The sequence below is a fragment of the Pseudomonas sp. REB1044 genome, assembly GCF_038813925.1.
Lineage (GTDB): Bacteria > Pseudomonadota > Gammaproteobacteria > Pseudomonadales > Pseudomonadaceae > Aquipseudomonas > Aquipseudomonas boreofloridensis.
Map to the genome: position 1 here is coordinate 2,328,185 of NZ_CP046139.1, position 24,142 is coordinate 2,352,326.

The window sequence follows — 24,142 nt, forward strand, 5'->3', positions numbered from 1 at the left end:
GCCGCCGACCAGCAAGGACCGAAGACATGAATGCCGCAGACGCCCAGACCCTCTCCCGTCGTTTCATCGAGCTGCCCGAGGACAAGCGCCGCCTGTTTCTCGACGGGATGCGCCGCGAGGGCATCGACTTCGCGCAACTGCCCATGCCGTCCTGCGAGGGGCTGGCCGAGCGCGATGGCCTGTCCTATGCCCAGCAGCGCATGTGGTTCCTCTGGCAACTGGAACCGCACAGTGCCGCCTACAACCTGCCGATGGCGGTGCGCCTGGACGGCGAGCTGCAGGTGGCGGCGCTGGAGCAGGCTTTCAACCTGCTGGTCGAGCGTCACGAGTGTCTGCGTACCACCTTCGCCCAGGACGGCGAGCGCGCGGTGCAGCGGGTGGCGCCTGCCGCGCCGCTGCGTCTGCAACTGATCGACCTCAGCGACTGGCCCGAAGCCTCGCGCTGGGCGCAGGCGCAGCAGCAGATGGCGGCCCAGGCCAACCAGGCCTTCGACCTGGAGCGCGGGCCGCTGCTGAGCATCGTGCTGCTGCGCCTGGGCGCGCAGGAGCACGTGCTGCTGCTGACCCTGCATCACATCATCGCCGACGGCTGGTCGATGAATATCCTGATCGATGAATTCATGCGCAGCTACGACGCCCTGGTGGCCGGCCAGTCGCCGTCGTTGCCGGCGCTCAAGGTGCACTACCGCGACTACGCCCTGTGGCAGCGCAGTTGGCTGCAGGCCGGCGAGCGCGAGCGCCAGCTTGACTACTGGCGCGAGCAATTGGGCGATGAGCACCCGCTGCTGGAACTGCCCACCGACCGCCCGTACCCGGCGCAACCCAGTCATCAGGGCGAGCGCCTTGAGCGCGTGCTCGACAGCGCGCTGCGCCAACAGCTCAGGCAACTGGCGCAGGCCCACGGCGTGACCCTGTCCACGGTCCTGCTGGCGGCCTTCAAGACCCTGCTTTTGCGCTACAGCGGCCAGACCGACATTCGCGTCGGCGGCCTGATCGCCAACCGCACCCGCAGCGAAACCGAGGGCCTGGTCGGCTTCTTCGTCAACACCCAGGTGCTGCGCAGCCAGCTCGACGCGCAACTGCCGTTCGACGCGCTGCTGGCGCGGCTGCATCAGGCCGTGGTCGGTGCTCAGGCCCATCAGGACCTGCCGTTCGATGCGCTGATCGAAGCCCTGCAACCCAACCGCAGCCAGAGCCACACACCGCTGTTCCAGGTGATGTTCAACCATCAGCCGCTGGTCACCGACCTGCACAGCGTGCAGTTGCAGTCAGGTTTGCGGGTCGGTTACCTGAGCGAGCAGCAACTGGCCGGCAGCGGTCGTCGTCATGCCGCCACCAGCGACCTGATGCTCGATACCCGCGAGGAAGGCGAGCAGGTGTTCGCCGCCTTCACCTACGCCACCGACATTTTCGACCACGCCACCATCGCGGCGCTGGCTGATCACTGGCAGCAGGTGCTCCGGGCGGTGTGCCGCGATGCCGGCCAGCGCCTGGGCGAACTGGCGCTGATGAGCGACGCCCAGCGCCGTGCGCTGCTGTACCCGGTCGCGCCGAGCGAGGCACTGCTGCCGGCCCACCGCTTGTTCCAGGCCCAGACCGCGCGCACGCCCCAGGCTCAGGCGCTGGTGCTGGCCGGCGTCGACCAGGCGCCGTCGATGAGCTACGCCGAGCTCGACGCCCGCAGCAACCGCCTGGCCCATCACCTGCGTCAGTGCGGTGTCGGTCCTGACCGACTGGTCGGGGTCGCGCTGGAGCGCTCGCTGGAACTGGCCGTGGCCTTGCTGGCCGTGCTCAAGGCCGGGGGCGCCTACGTGCCGCTGGACGTGCAAGCCCCGGCCGAGCGCCTGGCCCAGGTCTGCGAGGACAGCGGCTTGCAGTGGCTGCTCAGCGACAGCGCCGTGCTGCCTGCGCTGCCGACCCAGGCGGGCCTGACCTGCCTGTGCCTGGATCGCCTGGCCCTGGACGCGCTGCCCGCCGAGCCACTGCCGTGCAGCGTCGAGCCACAGCACCTGGCCTACGTCATCTACACCTCCGGCTCCACCGGACGCCCCAAGGGCGTGGCGGTGAGCCATGGCGCCCTGAGCGAATTCATCGCCCGCGCCATCGACTACAGCGACCTGCGTGAAGGCGACCGCGTATTGCAATTCGCCACCAGCAGCTTCGACGGCTTCATCGAGCAGTTCTTCCCACCGCTGTGTCACGGCGCCTGCGTGGTCATGCGCGATGGCCGGCTGTGGGACAGTGCGGCGCTGCACCAGGTGCTGATCGAACACGGCGTGACCCTCGCCGACCTGCCTGCGGCCTATTGGCACTGGCTGGTGCAGGACTTCGCCGCGCAGCCGCCGGCCAGCTACGGCGCGCTGCGCCAGGTCCACGTCGGCGGCGAGGCCATGGCGGTGGACGGTCTGCGCCTGTGGCACCTGGCCGGGCTGGGTCACGTGCGCCTGCTCAACACCTACGGCCCCACCGAAGCCACGGTGGTCAGCACCGTGCACGACTGCAGCGAGCTGCGCCACGACGCGGTGTCCTGGCGTGGCATCCCCATCGGCCGTGGCTTGGCGGCCCGTCGCCTGTACCTCCTGGACGACGATCTCAACCTGCTGCCGCCGGGCGCGGTGGGCGAGCTGTACATCGGCGGTCCGGGCCTGGCGCGCGGCTACCACCGCCAGAGCGCACTGACCGCGCAGCGCTTCGTCGCCGATCCGTTCGCCAGTGGCGAGCGGCTATACCGCACGGGCGACCGCGCCCGGCTGAATGCCGAGGGCGCGATCGAGTACGTCGGCCGGGTCGATCACCAGGTCAAGGTGCGCGGTTTCCGCATCGAGTTGGGCGAGATCGAGGCGCGCCTGCAGCAATGCCCGGGCGTGCGCGAGGCCGTGGTGCTGGCGTTGCCATTGCACGGTGGCCTGCAACTGGTGGCCTACGTGGTGCCGGAGGGCGCGGTGCTGGAGGAGGCGGCCGAGCAGACACGCGTGCGCCAGCAGGTGCGCAGTCTGCTGAAGGCGCAGTTGCCCGAGTACATGGTGCCGGGCTATCTGCTGCTGCTGCCGCGCCTTCCGCTGACCGCCAGCGGCAAGCTCGACCGCAAGGCACTGCCGATCCCGGACCCTGGTCAGTTGCAGGCCCAGTACCGGGCGCCGCAGAGCGACCTGGAGCAGCAATTGGCGCAGATCTGGTGCGAGGTGCTGCAGGTCGAGCGGGTCGGGCTGGACGATCACTTCTTCGAGTTGGGCGGGCACTCGTTGCTGGCCGCCCAGGTATTGGCCCGGATCAAGGACCGCCTGGGCCAGGTGGTGGCGCTGCGCAGCCTGTTCGAACGGCCGACGCTGGGCGAGCTGGCTGCTGAGCTGACGCAACAGGCGGCAGGCGGCGCCAACGCCGACGATTGGTCGGAAATGGACGCGTTTCTGGGTTCCTTGGAAGGGGTTGAAGCATGAGTGGCAGCACGGCGGTACGTATTGCACAACGGTTCGTCGGCTTGCCCCTGGAGCAACGCCGGCAATTCCTGGCCAAGCTGCGCGAGCAGGGCAAGGACTTCAGCCTGTTGCCGGTGGTGGAGTCGCGCCATGGCGTCGACAGCCTGCCGCTGTCGTTCGCCCAGCAGCGCCTGCTGTTCCTCTGGCAGTTGGAGCCGCACAGCGCGGCGTACAACATGGCGGCCGCCCTGCGCCTGCGCGGGCGACTCGACGAACAGGCGCTGCAACGCGCCTTCGACCACCTGCTGGCGCGTCACGAAGTGCTGCGCACCGTATTCGTCACCGAGGGCGAGCAACCGCGTCAAGTGGTCCTGCCGCCATCGTCACTGCCGCTGCAACGCATCGACCTGAGCACCGTACCCGGCGAGCAGCGCGAAGCCGCCTTGGCGGCGCAGGTCGAGCAGGACAGCGAGCAGCCTTTCGACCTGCTCAGCGGGCCGCTGCTGCGCGCCAGCCTGTACCGGCTGGCGGACGAGGAACAGGTGCTGTTGGTGAGCATGCACCACATCGTTTCCGACGGCTGGTCAATGGACGTGATGGTCCGTGAGTTCGTGCACGGCTACCAGGCCTTCAGCCAGGGCCAGATGCCGCAATTGCCGGACTTGCCGGTGCAGTACGCCGACTACGCGATCTGGCAGCGGCGCTGGCTGGAAGCCGGGGAGGGCGAGCGTCAGCTCGACTACTGGCGTGGACAACTGGGCGAAGAGCAGCCCTTGCTGGACGTGGCCAGCGACTTTGCGCGTCCGCTGACCCAGAGCTTCGAAGGCCAGACCTTGAGCTTCGATTTCGGCGCCGAGCTGTCGCGGCGCCTGAGTGCCAGCGCTCGGGCCCAGGGCATGACGTTGTTCATGCTGGTGCTCAGCGGCTTTTCGCTGTTCGTCTCGCGCCTGTCGGGCCAGCGCGATATCCGCATCGGTGTCCCCAACGCCAACCGCGGACGCGCCGAGGTCGAAGGCCTGATCGGCTTCTTCGTCAACACCCAGGTGTTGCGTTGCCAGGTGGACGAACGCCTGAGCTTCGATGCCCTGCTGGGCCAGGTGCGTGAGGCGGTGCTCGGCGCCCAGGCGCATCAGGAGCTGCCGTTCGAGCAACTGGTGGATGCCCTGGTGCCTGAGCGCAACCTGGGCCACAACCCGCTGTTCCAGGTCAAGTTCAACCAGAACGTCGGCATGCAGCGCCAGCGCACCTTGGCGCTGCCGGGGCTGAGCGTGGCCGAGTACCCGCTGGACAAAGCTGGTACCCACTTCGACCTGGCGCTGGACATCACCGACGACGGGCAACTGATCCATGGCCAGATCACCTACGCCAGCGACCTGTACCGCGATGACACGGTACAGGCGTTCATTCCGGCTTTCCTGCACTTGCTCGGGCAACTGCTCGACGCGCCGCACCTGCCGCTGCACCGCCTGGCACCGAGCGTCGCGCCGGTCGCTGCGTTCGCCGCGGTGCCCTTGGTGCTGGAGCAGTGGCAACGGCAGGTGCAGGCGCAGCCTGACGCCCTCGCGACGCGCAGCCCCGAACAGCGGCTGAGCTTCGCCGCCCTCGACCAGGCGGCCAATCGCCTGGCTCACCACCTGCGCGCCCAGGGCATTGCTCCAGGCCAGCCGGTGGCGGTGCTGATAGAGCGGTCGCTGGACTGGCTGACCGCCTTGCTGGGCATCCTCAAGGCCGGGGCGGTGTACATGCCGCTCGACACCAAGGCGCCGGATGCGCGCCTGCAACAGATGCTCGCGGCCGCCCAGGCCAAGGCGCTGCTGGTCGCCGCCGATGACCCGCGCGTGCAGCGCCTTGAGGTGGCCGGTTGCCAGGGCCTGGTGTTCTCGCCCGGGCAATGGCAGGCGCAGCCCGACTGCGCGCCGACCCTGAGCCTGTGGGCGGAATCTCCGGCCTACATCATCCATACCTCCGGTTCCACCGGGCAGCCCAAGGGCGTGCTGGTCAGCCATGGCGCCCTGGCCAGCTACGTCGCCGGCCTGCTCGAGCGCTTGGCGCTGGCGCCGCAGGCGAGCATGGCGCTGGTCTCGACCATCGCTGCCGACCTGGGTCATACCGTGCTGTTCGGCGCGTTGTGCTCGGGCCGCACGCTGCACGTGCTGCCCGAGGCGCTGGGCTTCGACCCCGACGCCTTCGCCCGCTACATGGCCGAGCAGCGCGTGGGGGTGTTGAAGATCGTGCCCGGCCACTTGGCGGCCCTGCTGCAGGCGGGTGAGCCAGCCGCTGCGCTGCCCGAGCATGCCTTGATCCTCGGCGGCGAAGCCTGCCCGCCGGCGTTGCTGGAGCAGGTGCGTCGGCTCAAGCCGGGTTGCCGGCTGATCAACCACTACGGCCCGAGCGAAACCACGGTCGGCGTGCTCACCCACGAGATCGCCGAGCTGGCCGCCGATGCGCGCAGCGTGCCGGTCGGCCAGGCCTTGCCCGCTGCCCATGTGCTGCTGTTCGACGACGTGCTCAATCCGGTGGCCGATCAGGTCGCCGGCGAGCTGTACATCGGCGGCGCCAGCGTCGCCCAGGGTTATCTGGGCCAACCGGGACTGACCGCCGAGCGCTTCGTGCCAGACCCGGCGCAGCCGGGGGCGAGGTTGTACCGCAGTGGCGATCGCCTGCGGCGCAATCGCCTGGGCCAATTCGAATTCATCGGCCGCGCCGACGACCAGGTCAAGGTGCGCGGCTACCGCATCGAGCCGGCCGAAGTCAGCCGGGTGCTGCTGGGCTTGGAGGGGGTCGGCGAGGCGGTGGTGCTGGCCGTGCCGATGGACGGCGATGCCGAGCGCCTGCATCTAGTGGCCTGGTGCGTACCACGTGCCGGTCATGCGCTAGAGGCCGAGGTGCTGCGTCAGCAACTGCAGGCGCTGTTGCCCGACTATATGGTGCCGACTCAGCTCGTGCTGCTCGAACGCCTGCCCCTGACCGCCAACGGCAAGCTCGACAAGCGCGCGCTGCCAGCCCCCGGTGCGCCACGGCAGCAGTTCGTGGCGCCGCAGGGCATCGTCGAGCAGACCCTGGCTGCGATCTGGTGCGAGGTGCTCAAGCTGGAGCAAGTGGGCAGCACCGACAACTTCTTCGAGCTGGGCGGCGACTCGATCCTCAGCCTGCAGATCATCGCCCGCGCCAAACGCCAGGGCCTCAAGCTCAGCCCCAAGCAACTGTTCGAGAAGCAGACCATCGGCCAGTTGGCGGCGGTGGCCAAGATCATCGATAGAAAGACCGCGCAGCCGGTCGTGGAGCAGGTCACTGGCCACCTGCCGTTGTTGCCGATCCAGGCGCGCTTCTTCGACACCGACATCGTCCAGCGTGGGCACTGGAACCAGGCGTTGATGCTCCAACCCGTGCAGCCGCTGCGCGCCGAGTGGCTGCGCACGGCCTTGCATGCGCTGGTCATGCAGCATGACGCTTTGCGTCTGCGCTTTGTCCAGGGCGAGGCCTGGCAGGCCGAATTCCACAGTGCCGTGGACGCCGACCTGCTGTGGACCCGCCAACTGGACGACCCTGACACCTTGACCGCGCTGGCCGACAGCGCCCAGCGCAGTCTCGACCTGAGCCACGGGCCGCTGCTGCGCGCCGTGCTGGTGACGTTGTCCGACGCTACCCAGCGCGTGTTGCTGGTGATTCACCACCTGGTGGTCGACGGCGTGTCCTGGCGGGTGCTGCTCGAAGATTTGCAGCAGGCCTACCGCGCCGTCGCCAGCGGGCAGGCCGTGAGCCTGCCGGCCAAGACCAGTTCGCTCAAGGCCTGGGCCGAGCGCCTGGGCCTGTATGCCCAGTCTCCGGCGCTGCAGGCCGAGGCCAAGTACTGGCTGGCCTGCCTGGAAGCGCCTGTCAGCTCCTTGCCGCTGGACGATGCCAACGCTGCTCGCACCCAGCGCGAGGTGGCCCACGCCACATCACGCCTGGACGCCCAGCAGACCCGCGCCTTGCTGCAAGTGGCGCCGGCGGCCTACCACACCCAGGTCAACGACCTGCTGCTGACCGCCCTGGCGCAGGTACTGTGCGAGTGGACCGACAGCCCATCGGTGCTGATCCAGCTCGAAGGGCATGGTCGCGAAGACCTGTTCGACGAACTCGACCTGAGCCGAACCGTTGGCTGGTTCAGCAGCCTGTTCCCGGTGCGCCTGACGCCCGGCAGCGGCGCGCTCGGCGCCGGCCTGTGCGCCATCAAGGAGCAATTGCGTGGCGTGCCGAACAAGGGCATCGGCTACGGCATCCTGCGCTACCTGGGTGAGCCAGCACTGCGCGCACGTCTGCAAGCGGCGCCACAGCCCCAGGTCACCTTCAACTACCTGGGCCAGTTCGACGGCAGCTTCGCCGAGGCCGAGGGCGCGCTGTTCAGGCCTGCCCGGGAGTCGAGCGGCGCCACACAGGCCGAGGACAGCCCCCTGGGGAACTGGCTGAGCATCAACGGTCAGGTCTACCAGGGCGAGTTGGAACTGGACTGGAGTTTCAGTCAGGCGGTACTGCGTCCGGCGACCGTCCAGGCCCTGGCCCGGCGTTACGAGCAGGTGCTGGGCGAACTGGTCGAGCACTGCGCTCGGGCACCGCACCAGGGCGTGACCCCCTCGGACTTCCCCCTGGCGAGCGTGACCCAGGCCCAGCTCGACAGCCTGGCGCTGCCCGCCAGCGACATCGAAGACCTCTACCCGCTGTCGCCCATGCAGCAGGGCATGCTATTCCACAGCCTCTATGCCCAGGCGTCCGGCAACTACATCAACCAGTTGCGGGTCGATGTGCAGGGGTTGGACGTGGCCCGCTTCCGCCAGGCTTGGCAGGATGCGGTGAACGCCCACGCGGTGCTGCGCAGCAGCTTCCCGCAGGACCTGCCGGTGGCGCTGCAAGTGGTGCGCCGCCACGTGTGCGTGCCGTTCAGCGAGCATGACCGCAGCGCGTCGGCGACCCTGGTCGAGGACCTCGACGCGCTGGCCCTGGCCGAGCGCCAGGCAGGCTTCGACCTGGCGACAAGTCCGCTGCTGCGCCTGAGCCTGGTGCGCACGGGCGATGGCTGCCATCACCTGATCTACACCAGCCACCATATCCTCATGGACGGCTGGAGCAGTTCGCGCCTGCTCGGCGAGGTGCTGCAGCGCTATGCCGGTGTCACACCGGCGCTGGGCGAGGGCCGCTACCGTGACTACATCCAGTGGTTGCAGGTCCAGGATATGCAGGTCAGCGAAGGCTTCTGGCACGAGCGCCTGGCGGCGCTGGACGAGCCGACTCGCCTGGCGCAGGCGCTCAAAGGCGGGGCGTCGGGCGAAGGGCAGGGCCTCCACGCGCTGGAACTCGACGTGGCGCAGACCCAGCGCTTGGCCGAGTTTGCCCGCGAGCAGCGGGTGACCGTCAATACCCTGGTGCAGGCGGCGTGGCTGATGCTGTTGCAGCGCTACACCGGGCAGTCGAGCGTGGCCTTTGGGGCCACGGTCGCGGGGCGCCCGGCGGACCTCCCAGGTATCGAAGAACAGCTCGGGCTGTTCATCAACACCTTGCCTGTGGTCGCCCGTCCACGTCCTGAGCTGAGCGTGGCGGACTGGGTGCAGCAGGTGCAGGCGTTGAACCTGGCCTTGCGCGAGCACGAGTACACGCCGCTGTACGACATCCAGCGCTGGGCCGGTCGCGGCGGCGAGGCGCTGTTCGACAACATTCTGGTGTTCGAGAACTACCCGGTAGCCGAAGCCCTTCAGCAGGCTGCACCGGCTGGACTGCGCTTTGGCGAGGTGCGCACGCAAGAGCGCACCAACTACCCACTGACCGTGGTGGTGCAGGTGGGCGAGCGCTTGCAGGCGAGCCTGGGCTTCGATCTTGCCTGCTTCGATTCATCGGCCATTGCCCAGGTGGCCGAGCACTTCCAGCACCTGCTGCTGCAGTTGCCCGATGACGCCCAGCGTCCGTTGGGTGAGGTGGCATTGCCGCCGTTGCCGTTGCAGGCCATTGCTGACTATCCGAGTACGGAGTCGATTCACGCGTTGATCGAAGCCCAGGCGGCGCGCGTGCCCGAGGCCATTGCCCTGACCTTTGCCGGGCAGTCGCTGAGCTACGACGGCTTGAACCGCCGTGCGAACCGCTTGGCGCACAAGCTGCGCGCGCAGGGTGTTGGACCGGATGTGCTGGTGGGCCTGGCGGTGGAGCGCGGGATCGAGATGATCGTCGGGTTGCTGGCGATCCTCAAGGCGGGCGGGGCGTATGTGCCGTTGGACCCGGAATACCCGCAGGACCGTCTGAGCTACATGATCGAAGACAGCGGTATTGCGCTGCTGGTGACTCAACAGCGCCTGCTGGCCGATCTGCCGGTGCCGGCTTCGGTGCGCAGTCTTGTGCTCGAAGCCGGTCTCGAAGGCTACAGCGATGAAAATCCTGAGCACCTGACTCAGCCGGATAACCTGGCGTATGTGATCTATACCTCCGGTTCGACCGGGAAGCCAAAGGGTACTTTGCTCCCGCATCACAACGTGTTGCGCTTGTTCAAGGCGACGGCTGAGTGGTTCGGTTTCGGTGCTGATGATGTCTGGACCCTGTTCCACTCGTACGCCTTCGACTTCTCGGTCTGGGAAATCTTCGGTGCGCTGCTGCACGGCGGGCGCCTGGTGATCGTGCCGCGTGAAGTGACGCGCTCTCCAGAGGACTTCCATCAGTTGCTGGTCGAGCAGGGCGTCACGGTGCTGAACCAGACGCCTTCGGCGTTCAAACCGTTGATGCGCGTCGCGTGTGAAAGTGCTTCCGACCTGGCCCTGCGCTCCGTCATCTTCGGCGGCGAAGCTTTGGACGTGCCTGCCTTGCAGCCTTGGTTCGAGCGTTTCGGCGAAGACTGCGACAACCTGGTCAACATGTACGGCATCACCGAAACCACGGTGCACGTGACTTACCGCCCGATTCGTTTCGAAGATACGCAAAACATCAGCAGCCCCATCGGCGCTGCGATTCCTGATCTGTCGATGTACGTACTGGACGCCGATTTCAACCCAGTGGCCCCAGGTTGCAGCGGCGAACTGCACGTCGGCCACGCGGGCTTGGCACGCGGTTACCACAACCGGCCTTCGCTTACTGCCGAGCGCTTTGTACCCGATCCATTCTCTAGCGAGGGCGGTCGTCTGTACCGCACCGGCGATCTGGCCCGCTATCGCAGCCAGGCAGTGATCGAATACGTCGGCCGCATCGACCACCAGGTGAAGATTCGCGGTTTCCGCATCGAGCTGGGTGAAATCGAAGCCCGTCTGCACGCTCACGAGGCCGTACGCGAAGTGCTGGTGCTGGACATCGACGGGGCCGGGGGCAAGCAGCTTGCGGCTTATCTGATCGCGCAGGATGCGCAAGTCAATCACAGCGAATTGCGCGAAGTGCTCAAGCAGCACCTGAAAGCTCAACTGCCGGATTACATGGTGCCGACCCATTTCCTGGTGCTGAACGCCTGGCCGCTCACCGCCAACGGCAAACTGGACCGCAAGGCCCTGCCCAAACCAGATGCCAGCCAATTGCAAAAGGGCTATGCCGCCCCGCGTACGGCACTGGAACAGCAACTGGCCGCGATCTGGAGCGAAGTGCTCAACGTCGAGCAGGTGGGTCTGCACGACAACTTCTTCGAGCTGGGCGGTCATTCGCTGTTGGCCACGCAAGTGACCTCACGCATCCGCCAGCGCCTGAACCTGGAAGTACCGCTGCGCGCCTTGTTCGAATCTGCGGATTTGGCGACCTTCGCCCAGGCCGCCGCCGAGGGCTGCGCCAGTCAGGCACCCGCATTCACCCACGCCGACCGCAGTCAGCCCCTGACGCTGTCCTACGCGCAGCAACGCCAGTGGTTCCTCTGGCAACTGGAGCCCGACAGCGCGGCCTACAACATTCCCTCGGCCCTGCGCTTGACCGGCGAGCTGGACGTGGAGGCCTTGCGCTACAGCTTCGCCTCGCTGATGGCCCGTCACGAAACCTTGCGCACCACCTTCCGCCAGCAGGGCGTCAGCGCCGAACAGATCGTCCATGCAGCGCTGCCGGTCGCGCTGGACATCGTCGAGGCCTCTGCGGTCAGCGCCGATCTGCCGCACTGGATCGAGCAGCAGGTGCGCCAACCGTTCGACCTGGAGCAAGGCCCGCTGCTGCGCGCACGCCTGCTGCGCCTGGCTGCCGACGAACATGTGCTGGTACTGGTGCTGCACCATATCGTCGCCGATGGCTGGTCGATGCCGATCCTCATCGAGGAGTTGGTCGACGGTTACCAGAGCCACCTTCAAGGCCGTGAACCCGTGCGCCCGGCCCTGGCCTTCCAGTACGCCGACTACGCGGCCTGGCAACGCCAGTGGATGGACGCCGGCGAGCAGCAGCGTCAGTTGGACTACTGGCAGCAGCAACTGGGCGGCGAGCAGCCGGTGCTGGAACTGCCCACCGACCGACCGCGCCCGGCCGTGCAGCAGTACGACGGCGCACGCTTGCCGATCGACTTGCCACCGGCGCTGGTGGCGCAACTGCGGCAACTGGCGGCACGTCAGGACGTCACCTTGTTCATGCTGCTGCTGGCCTCGTTCCAGACCCTGCTGCACCGTCACTCCGGGCAGGCGACCATTCGTGTCGGCGTGCCGGTGGCCAACCGCACCCGTGCCGAGACCGAGGGCTTGATCGGATTCTTCGTCAACACTCAGGTGCTCGATGCCCATTTCAGCTCGCCACTGCGCTTCGACGCGCTGCTGCAGCAGGTCAAGCGCACCGCCCTCGGCGCGCAGGCCCATCAGGAGCTGCCGTTCGAGCAACTGGTCGAGGCCTTGCAGCCGGAGCGCAGCCTGAGCCACAGCCCGCTGTTCCAGGTGATGTTCAACCATCAGGCCCAGGTCTCGGGCGAGGCGCGTCAGATCGCCGGATTGCACCTGCAGGCCATCACCGCCGACAAGCACAGCGCGCCGTTCGACCTGACCCTGGACACTGTCGAGTACCAGGGCGGGCTGAGCGCGACCTTCACCTACGCCACCAGCTTGTTCGATGCCGTCAGCGTCGCCCGATTGGCCGAACACTGGCGCAACCTGCTGCAGGGCATCTGCGACGACGCCACGCAACCGGTCGAGGCACTGCCGCTGCTCGCGGTCGCCGAGCGCGAGCGCACGCTGTACCAGTTCAATGACAGTGCCACGGTCTATCCACGCGAGCAGAGCGTGGTGCAGTTGTTCGAAGCCCAGGTGGCTCGCACGCCGCAGGCCACGGCTGCGGTACTTGGCGAGCAGTCCCTGAGCTACGAAGCACTCAATCGACGGGCCAACGCGCTGGCTCATCACCTGCGCTCATGCGGTGTCGGCCCCGAAGCGCTGGTGGGCATCGCGGTGCCGCGCAGCTTCGATCTGCTGGTCGGTCTGCTGGCGGTGCTCAAGGCCGGCGGTGCCTATGTGCCGCTGGACCCGCAGTTCCCTCGCGACCGCTTGGCCTACATGCTCGAAGACAGCGGCGTCGAGCTGCTGCTGACCCAGAGCGCGCTGCTGCAACAATTGCCGATCCCGCAGCAGGTGCAGTGCCTGTGTCTGGACCAGGCGCTGCCAGGCAGCCTGCGCGAGGACAATCCACCGTGCCTCACCCAGGCGCAGAATCTGGCCTACGTCATCTACACCTCTGGCTCGACCGGTAAGCCCAAGGGCGTGACCATTCGTCACGACGCGTTGGTCAACTTCCTTTGCAGCATGGGCCGCGAACCAGGGCTGGCGGCCCATGACAAGGTGCTGGCGCTGACCTCGCTGTCGTTCGACATCGCGGCATTGGAGCTGTACCTGCCACTGCTGAGCGGCGCCTGTGTGGTGCTGCTGGACGAGCAGGTCAACAAAGACCCGCAGGCCCTGCTGGCGGTGATCGCGCGGCAGGGCGTGAGCGTCATCCAGGCCACGCCGTCGACCTGGCGCATGCTGCTGGATGCTGCCGCGCCCCGAGCCTTCGCCGGCAAGACCGTATTGTGCGGCGGCGAAGCGCTTAGCGCCGAACTGGCCCAGCGGCTTATCGACCACAGCGGTCATGTGTGGAATGTTTACGGGCCGACCGAGACCACCATCTGGTCGGCCTGTCACTACCTGACCGACAGCGACGATGTCTGGTTGGGTCGGCCGTTGGCCAACACCCGCCTGCATGTGCTGGGTGACACGTTGCAGGTGCTGCCCCAGGGCGCACGTGGCGAGCTGCTGATCGGCGGCGACGGCCTGGCCCGTGGTTACCACCAGCGCCCCGGCCTCACCGCCGAGCGCTTCGTGCCCGATCCTTACGCCCGCGAACCGGGGGCACGGCTGTACCGCACCGGTGACCTAGTGCGCTACCGCGAGGGTGGCGTGATCGAGTACGTCGGCCGTCTGGACCACCAGGTGAAGATCCGCGGTTTCCGCATCGAACTGGGCGAAATCGAAGAGCGTTTGCTGGCGCACCCGGCCGTGCGCCAGGCGTCGGTGATCGATATCGACGCTGCCACCGGCAAGCAACTGGTCGCCTACCTGGTGCTGCACCACACCGAGGACAGCGCGGACAGCCTGCGTGCGGCGCTGCGCAGTCACCTCAAGGCGGGCCTGCCGGACTACATGGTGCCCAGCCACTGGGTGGCCGTACCGGCCATGCCGTTGACGCCCAACGGCAAGCTCGACCGCAAGGCCCTGCCCATGCCTGACCCGCGTGCGTTGCAGCCTGGCCACGTGGCGCCGGTCAGCGAGCTGGAGCGAACCCTGGCGGCGATCTGGGCGCAGGTGCTGCACGTAGAGCAGGTAGGGCTGCAGGACAACTTCTTCGAGCTGGGCGGCCATTCGTTGCTGATCGTGCAGGTGATCGCCCAGGTGCGCGAGCAGTTGGGTGTCGAGCTGAGCCTGAACCAGTTGTTCGAACAGGCCACCTTGGCCGACTTCGCTCGACTGGTCGACAGCCTGCGTGGACAGCGTGCCAGCGCCCATGACGAACTGACTAAATCCCTGGAGGCACTGAAACGTCTTACAGCACAGGAAATAGATAATCTGATCGCTTAGCGGGAGACCTTCAAAGTGCAAGAGCTGCTCGACTCCGTGAAGTCGCTGTCCACCAAGGAGCGCAAGGCGTTGGCTGCCTTGCTCAAGCGACAGGGTGTCAATCTCTACGGGGTCACCCCGATCTTCAGGAGGGAACCTGCAGACGGGACAGCGCTCTCCTATGCCCAGCAGCGCCAATGGTTCCTCTGGCAGCTCGACCCGCACAGCGCCGCCTACAACATCCCGGCGGCGCTGCGTTTGAACGGCCAGTTGGACAGCGCGGCGTTGCAGCGCAGTTTCGACCAGTTGCTGGCACGCCATGAGACCCTGCGCACCACCTTCGCCCAGGACGGTGACGAGGCGGTGCAGATCGTCCATGCGCGCTTGCCCATGGAGGTGGCGGTCGAGTCGTTGTCGCTGAGCGACCCTGGCGAACGCGAGGCGGCCATCAAGGCGCGGGTCGAGGCGCACATGCAGCAGCCGTTCGACCTGGAGCGCGGGCCGCTGCTGCGGGTGCGTCTGCTGGCACTGGGCGCCGATGAGCATGTACTGATGCTGTGCGTGCACCACATCATCTCCGATGGTTGGTCGATGCCGATCCTGATCGACGAGCTCATTCGTCTGTACCAGGCCGAGTGCCAGGGTGTGCCGGCGGCGCTGGCGGCGTTGCCGATCCAGTACGCCGACTACGCCCTGTGGCAACGCGACTGGATGCAGGCTGGCGAGCAGGAACGTCAGTTGGGTTACTGGCGCGAGCGTCTGGCGGGTGAGCAGCCGGTGCTGGAATTGCCCACCGATCATCCGCGCCCGCTGGTGCAGAGTTTCCGCGGCGCACGCCTGCCCATCGTCTTCGAGGCGTCGCTGGCCCAGGCGCTCAAGGACCTGGCCCGGCAGCAGGGCGTGACCCTGTTCATGTTGCTTCTGGCCTCGTTCCAGACCGTGCTGCACCGCTACAGCGGTCAGGGCGAGATCCGCGTCGGGGTGCCGGTGGCCAACCGCAGCCGCGCCGAGACCCAGGGCTTGATCGGCTTCTTCGTCAACACCCAGGTGCTCGATGCCCGCTTCACGCCGACCCTGACCTTCAACGACCTGCTGCAACAGGTGCGCCAGACCGCCTTGCAGGCCCAGGCGCACCAGGATCTGCCGTTCGAGCAACTGGTCGAAGCCTTGCAGCCGGAGCGCAGCCTGAGCCACAACCCGCTGTTCCAGGTGATGTTCAACCACCAGGCCGCCCAGCGTGGCGCCGCCCGGCAATTGCCGGGCTTGAGCGTGCAAGGGCTGGAGTGGGACAGCTACACCGCACAACTCGACCTGAGCCTGGACACCTACGAAAGCGACGACGGCCTCACGGCGGCCATGACCTACGCCTGCGACCTGTTCGAGCGCAGCAGCATCGAGCGCTTGGCGGGTCACTGGCTGGCCCTGCTGCGCGAGATCGTCCGTCAACCGAGACAACTGATCGGCGAACTGGCCCTGATGAGTGCCGCACAGGTGCAGCAGCTCAAGGACCAGGGTGCCCATCGTGCCGACTTCAGCGACCAGCGCTGCGTGCATGAACTGATCGCGGCGCGTGCGGCCCAGACGCCGCAGGCTGTTGCGCTGGATTGTGAGGGTACGTCGCTGACCTACCAGGCCCTCAACCGTCGCGCCAACCGTATCGCCCATCGCCTGCGCGCACTGGGCGTTGGCCCGGACGTGGCGGTCGGCATCGCCATCGAGCGCAGCCTGGACATGGTGGTGGGCGTGCTGGCGGTGCTCAAGGCCGGGGGCACCTATGTGCCGTTGGACCCGGAATATCCCTCCGAGCGCTTGAGCTACATGATGCAAGACAGTGGCCTGCACCTGCTGCTGACCCAGGCTCCGGTGCTGGCCCGGCTGAGCGTGCCCGAGCAGGTGCGCAGCCTGTGCCTGGACCAAGGCGACGACTGGCTGCAAGGCTGCAGCGAGGACGATCCGCAGAACCTGACCGAGCCGGCGAACCTGGCCTACATCATGTACACCTCCGGCTCCACCGGTCGTCCCAAGGGTGTCGGTATCAGCGCCGCCGCCCTGACCGAGCATGCCCTAGGTTTCGCTGCGTTCTGCCAACTGAGCGATGCAGACCGCGTGCTGCAGTTCTCCACGTTCAACTTCGATGCCTTCGTCGAGCAGTTGTACCCCTCGCTGATCGTCGGCGCGCGCATCCTGCTGCGCGGCCCGACGCTGTGGGACAGCGAGACCTGGTATCGCCAGGTGCTGGAGCACGGCATCACCTTCAGCGACCTGCCGACGGCCTACTGGTACATGCTGGCCAAGGATTTCGCCGCCAAGGGCCCGCGTTCCTACGGCGCGCTGCGTCGCGTGCACATGGGGGCGAGGCGATGGCCGCCGACGGGGTGCCGGCCTGGCGCGCGGCGGGCCTGGCTCATGTCGAGCTGATCAACACCTACGGCCCGACCGAGGCGACGGTGACCATCACCAGCCAGGACTGCACCGCCTATGTCACTGAACAGGTGCCGCTGCCTAGTCAGATTCCGATCGGCAAGGCCCTGGCCGGGCGCAGCATCTACCTGGTCGATGCTGCGGGCAACCTGGCCCTGCCGGGCGCCATCGGCGAACTGCTGGTCGGCGGCGAACTGCTGGCGCGCGGGTATCACCAGCGTCCTGGGCTCAGTGCCGAACGCTTCATTCCCGACCCGTTCGGCGACCAGGCAGGCGGGCGCCTGTACCGCACCGGCGATCTGGCGCGCTACAACGCCGACGGCGTCATCGAATTCGCCGGCCGGGTCGATCATCAGGTCAAAATCCGCGGTTTCCGTATCGAACTGGGTGAGATCGACGCCAAGCTGCGCGAACACCCGGGCATTCGCGAAGTGCTGGTGGTGGACATCGACGGTCCGGCCGGTAAACAACTGGCGGCCTACCTGGTGCCGAGCGCGCCGCTGCAGCCGGAGCTGCGCGGCGACCTGCTGCGCCATCTGAAGGCCAGCCTGCCGGACTACATGGTGCCTGCGCACCTGATCTTCCTCGACGCCTTGCCGCAGACGCCCAACGGCAAGCTCGACCGCAAGGCCCTGCCCAAGCCCGACAGCAGTCAGGTGCAGGCTGATTACCAGGCCCCGCGCAGCGTGTTGGAACAGCGTCTGGCCGAGATCTGGGCCGAGGTGCTGAAGGTCGAGCGCGTGGGCCTGGGCGATAACTTCTTCGAGCTGGGTGGGCATTCGCTGCTGGCCACGCAAGTCACCTCGCGTATCCGTCAGCGCCTGAACCTGGAAGTGTCGCTGCGCAGCCTGTTCGAGGCTGCCGACCTGCAAGCCTTCGCCGAGCGCGCCGAGCAGGGCGCGGGCCTGCAGGCGCCGGCATTCACTCACGTCGACCGCAGCCAGCCGCTGGCGCTGTCCTACGCCCAGCAGCGCCAGTGGTTCCTCTGGCAATTGCAGCCGGACAGCGCGGCCTACAACATCCCCTCGGCCTTGCGGCTCAATGGCGCCCTGGACATGCAGGCGCTGCGCCGCAGCTTCAGCGCGCTGGTCGCCCGCCACGAGACCCTGCGCACCACCTTCCACGAGCACGCCGATCAAACCTGGCAGCGTATTCATGCGCCGAGTGAATTCGACCTGCCGGTCGAGGCCGTCACTGAAGCCGCCGTGCTGGCACGGGTGGCGGAGGAGGTCGCGCAGCCCTTCGACCTGGAGCAAGGGCCGCTGCTGCGGGCGCGTCTGCTGCGCCTGGACGAAGACGCGCATGTGTTGGTGCTGACCCTGCACCACAGCGTGGCCGACGGTTGGTCGATGCCGATCATGGTCGATGAGGTGGTGCGCCTGTACGCCGGCTTCTGCCAGGGGCAGGCGTGCGTATTGCCCCCCTTGGCGTTTCAGTACGCCGACTACGCGGCGTGGCAGCGCAACTGGATGGAAGGCGGCGAGCAGGTCCGGCAGTTGGCCTACTGGCGCCAGCAACTGGGCGAGGAGCAACCGCTGCTGGAGCTGCCGCTGGACCACCCGCGCGGCCAGGTGCAGGATCCGGCCGGCGCGCGCCTGAACGTCAACCTCCCGCCGGCGTTGGCGCAGGCCTTGAAAGCCACGGCGCGCCAGCATGGCGTGACCCTGTTCATGGTGTTGTTGGCCTCGTTCCAGACCCTGTTGCACCGGGTGTCCGGGCAGCGCGATATTCGTGTCGGGGTGCCGATCGCCAACCGTACGCGTGCCGAAACCGAGGGCCTGATCGGCTTCTTCGTCAACACCCAGGTGCTCAAGGCCGAATTCTCGCCACAGCTGACCGTCGCCGATCTGCTGCTGCAGGTCCGGCACACGGCCTTGCAGGCTCAGGCCCATCAGGACCTGCCGTTCGAGCAGTTGGTCGAGGCGTTGCAGCCGGAGCGCAGCCTGAGCCATAACCCGCTGTTCCAGGTGCTGTTCAACCATCAGACCTACGGCGACGACCCGATTCGCGAGGTGGCGGGCCTGAGTGTCGAAGCGCTGGAGTGGGGCAGCCAGACCAGCCAGTTCGACTTGACGCTGGATACCGCCGAGCACGCCCAAGGCCTCGACGCTACGCTGACGTATGCCACGGCGCTGTTCGACCGTGGCAGCGTCGAGCGCCTGGCCCGGCAGTGGCGCAACCTGCTCCAGGCCCTCTGCGACGATGCGGCGCAGCGCGTGGCGCAGTTGCCGCTGCTTGACGACGCCGAGCGCGTACAGCTGCTCGCTGAGTGTGGCGCTAGCGCGCAGTACCCGCGTAAGTCGTGCCTGCCAGCGCTGATCGAAGCCCAGGTGGCGCGGGCACCGCAGGCCATTGCGCTGACCTTTGCCGAGCAGTCGCTGAGCTACGACGGCTTGAACCGCCGTGCGAACCGCTTGGCGCACAAGCTGCGCGCGCAGGGTGTTGGACCGGATGTGCTGGTGGGCCTGGCGGTGGAGCGCGGGATCGAGATGATCGTCGGGTTGCTGGCGATCCTCAAGGCGGGCGGGGCGTATGTGCCGTTGGACCCGGAATACCCGCAGGACCGTCTGAGCTACATGATCGAAGACAGCGGTATTGCGCTGCTGGTGACTCAACAGCGCCTGCTGGCCGATCTGCCGGTGCCGGCTTCGGTGCGCAGTCTTGTGCTCGAAGCCGGTCTCGAAGGCTACAGCGATGAAAATCCTGAGCACCTGACTCAGCCGGATAACCTGGCGTATGTGATCTATACCTCCGGTTCGACCGGGAAGCCAAAGGGTACTTTGCTCCCGCATCACAACGTGTTGCGCTTGTTCAAGGCGACGGCTGAGTGGTTTGGTTTCGGCGCTGATGATGTCTGGACCCTGTTCCACTCGTATGCCTTCGATTTCTCGGTCTGGGAAATCTTCGGTGCGCTGCTGCACGGCGGGCGCCTGGTGATCGTGCCGCGTGAGGTGACGCGCTCTCCTGAAGACTTCCACCAGCTACTGGTAGATCAGGGCGTCACGGTGCTGAACCAGACGCCGTCGGCGTTCAAACCGTTGATGCGCGTCGCGTGTGAAAGTGCTTCCGACCTGGCCCTGCGGTCCGTCATCTTTGGCGGCGAAGCCCTGGATGTACCTGCCTTGCAGCCCTGGTTCGAGCGTTTCGGCAAAGACTGCGACAACCTGGTCAACATGTACGGCATCACTGAAACCACGGTGCACGTGACTTATCGCCCGATTCGTTTCGAAGACACGCAACAGAGCAGCAGCCCCATCGGCGCTGCGATTCCTGACTTGTCGATGTACGTATTGGACGCCGATTTCAACCCAGTGGCCCCAGGTTGCAGCGGCGAGTTGCACGTCGGCCATGCCGGTCTGGCACGCGGTTACCACAACCGGCCTTCGCTTACTGCCGAGCGCTTTGTACCCGATCCATTCTCTAGCGAGGGCGGTCGTCTGTACCGCACCGGCGATCTGGCCCGCTATCGCAGCCAGGCAGTGATCGAATACGTCGGCCGCATCGACCACCAGGTGAAGATTCGCGGTTTCCGCATCGAGCTGGGTGAAATCGAAGCCCGTCTGCACGCTCACGAGGCCGTACGCGAAGTGCTGGTGCTGGACATCGACGGGGCCGGGGGCAAGCAGCTTGCGGCTTATCTGATCGCGCAGGATGCGCAAGTCAATCACAGCGAACTTCGCGAAGTGCTCAAGCAGCACCTGAAAGCTCAACTGCCGGATTACATGGTCCCGACCCATTTCCTGGTGCTGGAGGCCTGGCCGCTCACCGCCAACGGCAAACTGGACCGCAAGGCCCTGCCCAAGCCAGACGCCAGCCAACTGCAAAAGGGCTATGCCGCCCCGCGCACGGCCTTGGAGCAGCAACTGGCCGCGATCTGGAGCGAAGTGCTCAACGTCGAGCAGGTGGGTCTGCACGACAACTTCTTCGAGCTGGGCGGTCATTCGCTGTTGGCCACGCAAGTGACCTCACGCATCCGCCAGCGCCTGAACCTGGAAGTACCGCTGCGCGCCTTGTTCGAATCGCCGGATCTGGCGACCTTCGCCCAGGCCGCCGCCGAGGGCAGCGCCAGTCAGGCACCAGCACTGATCCCTGTAGATCGCAGTCAGTCCCTGGCGCTGTCCTACGCGCAGCAACGTCAGTGGTTCCTCTGGCAACTAGAGCCCGACAGCGCGGCCTATCACATCCCGGCTGCGCTGCACCTGCGCGGTCGGCTGAACGCCGAGTGGTTGCGCCAGGCTTTCGAGGCGCTCATCGACCGGCACGAGACCCTGCGCACCACGTTCCATGCCGAAGGCGAGCAGACGCTGCAGCGCATCCATTGCCCTGCGACCTTCACGCTGGTCATGGAAACCCTGGAAGACACCTCGCTGCACGCCGTGCGCGAGCAGGTAGCCCGTGAGGTGCGCCGGCCATTCGACCTGGCGCGCGGTCCGCTGCTGCGCGTGCGCCTGCTGCGCCTGGCCGAGGACGAGCACGTGCTGGTGCTCACCCTGCACCATATCGTCGCCGACGGCTGGTCGATGCCGATCCTGGTGGACGAAGTGGTCGGCCGCTACCTGGCGCTCGGCCAAGGTCAACCGACGGAGTTACCGGCCTTGCCAGTGCAATACGCCGACTACGCCGCCTGGCAGCGCCAATGGATGCAGGCTGGCGAACAGGCGCGTCAGTTGCAGTACTGGCTGGCGCACCTGGGCCAGGAACACTACGTGCTGCACCTGCCCACCGACCGCTCGCGGCCCAGTATTCAAAGCCATGCCGGGCGCAGCCTGTCGGTCAGCGTGCCGCCTGCCCTGGCCAGTGCCCTCAAGGCCCAGGCCCGCGAACAGGGCGTGACCCTGTTCATGCTGCTGCTGGCCTCGTTCCAGAGCCTGCTGCACCGCGTCTCCGGTCAGGACGACATCCGGGTCGGCGTGCCGGTGGCCAACCGCACCCGCGCCGAAACCGAAGGCCTGATCGGCTTCTTCGTCAACACCCAGGTGCTCAAGGCGCAGTTCACCCCGCACACCACCTTCAGCGCGCTGCTGCAGCAGGTGCGCGAAACCGCCGTTCAGGCCCAGGCGCACCAGGACCTGCCGTTCGAGCACCTGGTCGAAGCCTTGCAGCCTGAGCGCAGCCTGAGCCACAACCCGCTGTTCCAGGTGATGTTCAACCATCAGACCCACGCGGCAGCGCCGGTGCGTCAGGTGCCGGGCCTGGCGATCGAAGGCCTGGCCTGGGACGAGGTCACCGCCCATGTCGATCTGTCGCTGGACACCTTCGACAGCGAGGACGGTCTCGGTGCCACCCTGACCTATGCCAGCGACCTGTTCGAGACCGCGACGGTCGAGCGTCTGGCGGGCCACTGGCTGAGCCTGCTGAATGCGGTATGCATACAACCGTCCCAGCGCATTCTCGAGCTGCCGCTGCTGGAGACGCCGCAGCGTCGGCAGATCCTCGAACAGTGGAGTCAGCACGCACTGCAGGGCGCCGACCCGCGTCCGGTGCAGTGCCTGATCGAGGACCAGGCCCGACGCACCCCCGAGGCCATCGCGCTGAGCTGCGAAGGTGCGCATCTGAGCTATCGAGCCCTGGACGTGCGAGCCAACCAACTGGCCCATCGCCTGCACGCGCTGGGCGTTGGTCCCGAAGTGCGGGTGGGCATCGCCTTGCCCCGCAGCCTGGACATGGTGGTCGGCCTGTTGGCGGTGTTGAAGGCAGGCGGCGCCTACGTGCCGTTGGACCCGGACTACCCGCAGGCGCGGCTGGCGCACATGATCGAAGACAGCGGCATCGTTCTGCTGCTGTGCCACGCCGACGCGTTGCAACTGCAGCAGTTGCCGGCCCAGGTGCAGAGCCTGTGTCTGGACCGCGAGCCGTTGCAGCCGCACCCCGAGCACGCGCCGACGCCGCTCGGTGGCCCGGACAACCTGGCCTACATCATGTACACCTCCGGCTCCACTGGCCGCCCCAAGGGGGTGGCCATCAGCGCCTCGGCCTTGAGCCTGCATGCCCAGGTGGCCCGCGACTTCTGCGAGCTGCACGCGAGCGACTGCGTGCTGCAGTTCTCCACCTTCAACTTCGATGCCTTCGTCGAGCAGTTGTACCCCGCGCTGATCCGTGGCGCCCGCGTGCTGCTGCGTGGCCCCGACCTCTGGGACAGCGAAACCTTCTATCGCCAAGTGCTGGCCGAGGGCGTGACCTTCGCCGACCTGCCGACGGCCTACTGGTACCTGCTGGCCAAGGACTTCGCCGCGCGCGGTCCGCGTGACTACGGCGCACTGCGGCGGATCCACATGGGCGGCGAAGCGATGCCCGCCGAGGGTGTGCTGGCCTGGCAGCAGGCCGGGCTCGCGCACGTGCGCCTGGTCAACACCTATGGTCCGACCGAGGCCACGGTCAGCGTCACGAGCCACGATTGCAGCGCCTACGTCAGCGGCCAGCAACCGCTGCCGGGGCAGATCCCGATCGGTACACCGCTGGCTGGGCGTTCCATTCATCTGGTGGATGGCGGGCTGGACCTGGCCTTGCCTGATGCCCTGGGCGAACTGCTGGTGGGCGGCGAACTGCTCGCCCGTGGCTACCATGGCCGCCCGGGCCAGACCGCCGAGCGCTTCATTCCCGACCCGTTCTCGACCACCCCAGGCGCACGGCTGTACCGCACCGGCGATCTGGCCCGCTATCGCGGCGAGCAGGGTGTACTGGAGTACGCCGGGCGCATCGACCATCAGGTGAAGATCCGCGGCTTCCGCATAGAGCTCGGCGAAATCGAGGCGCGGCTGCGCGAACACCCGGCAGTACGTGACGTGGTGGTGCTGGACATTCCCGCAGCGACCGGCCGGCAGCTCGCCGCCTACCTGGTCGCCGAGGCCTGGCAAAACGGCGAGGAGGCACTGCGCAGCGAGTTGCGCATGCATCTGGCCGCCAGCCTGCCGGACTACATGGTGCCGCAGCACCTGCTGGTGCTCGAGCGCATGCCGCAACTGCCCAACGGCAAGCTGGACCGCTCGGCCTTGCCGCTCCCGGATACCGAGCAGGCGCAGACGGCCTACGTGGCCCCGGTCAGCGAGCTGGAACAGCAATTGGCGGCGTTGTGGGCCGAGGTGCTGAAGGTCGAGCGGGTGGGCCTGAACCACGACTTCTTCGAGCTGGGCGGGCACTCGCTGCTGGCGGCACAGCTGATTTCCAAGATCAACACGGGCCTGGGCATCGACGTTGCCCTGCGCCTGCTTTTCGAGAAACCGCAATTGAACGAGTTTGCTGCGGCCTGCGCCGCCACTGGCCTGTCGCTGAGCGAGGATGGCCTGTCCGATATCGAACGCATGATGAACGAAATGGCGGGTGTCTGAG

At 67.0% G+C, this 24,142-nt stretch carries 2 protein-coding genes and 2 pseudogenes; all 4 read left to right on the forward strand.

The window, feature by feature from the left end; translation table 11 throughout:
* Positions 1 to 26 precede the first annotated feature (26 nt).
* Complete coding sequence (locus GKC70_RS10835; protein WP_342651310.1) at positions 27 to 3,437, forward strand: amino acid adenylation domain-containing protein; 3,411 nt, start codon at positions 27 to 29, stop codon at positions 3,435 to 3,437.
* The gene (locus tag GKC70_RS10840) at positions 3,434 to 14,416 is read left to right on the forward strand and encodes an amino acid adenylation domain-containing protein (protein ID WP_342651311.1); all 10,983 of its coding nucleotides are present in this window, start codon (positions 3,434 to 3,436) and stop codon (positions 14,414 to 14,416) included. Before GKC70_RS10835 ends, GKC70_RS10840 begins: the two co-directional genes overlap by 4 nt.
* A gap of 36 nt (positions 14,417 to 14,452) precedes the next feature.
* Positions 14,453 to 15,838, forward strand: a pseudogene (locus GKC70_RS10845) (condensation domain-containing protein); the annotation flags it as partial.
* A 33-nt stretch (positions 15,839 to 15,871) separates the two neighbouring features.
* Positions 15,872 to 24,141: pseudogene (locus GKC70_RS10850) on the forward strand (amino acid adenylation domain-containing protein).
* Position 24,142: the final 1 nt, after the last annotated feature.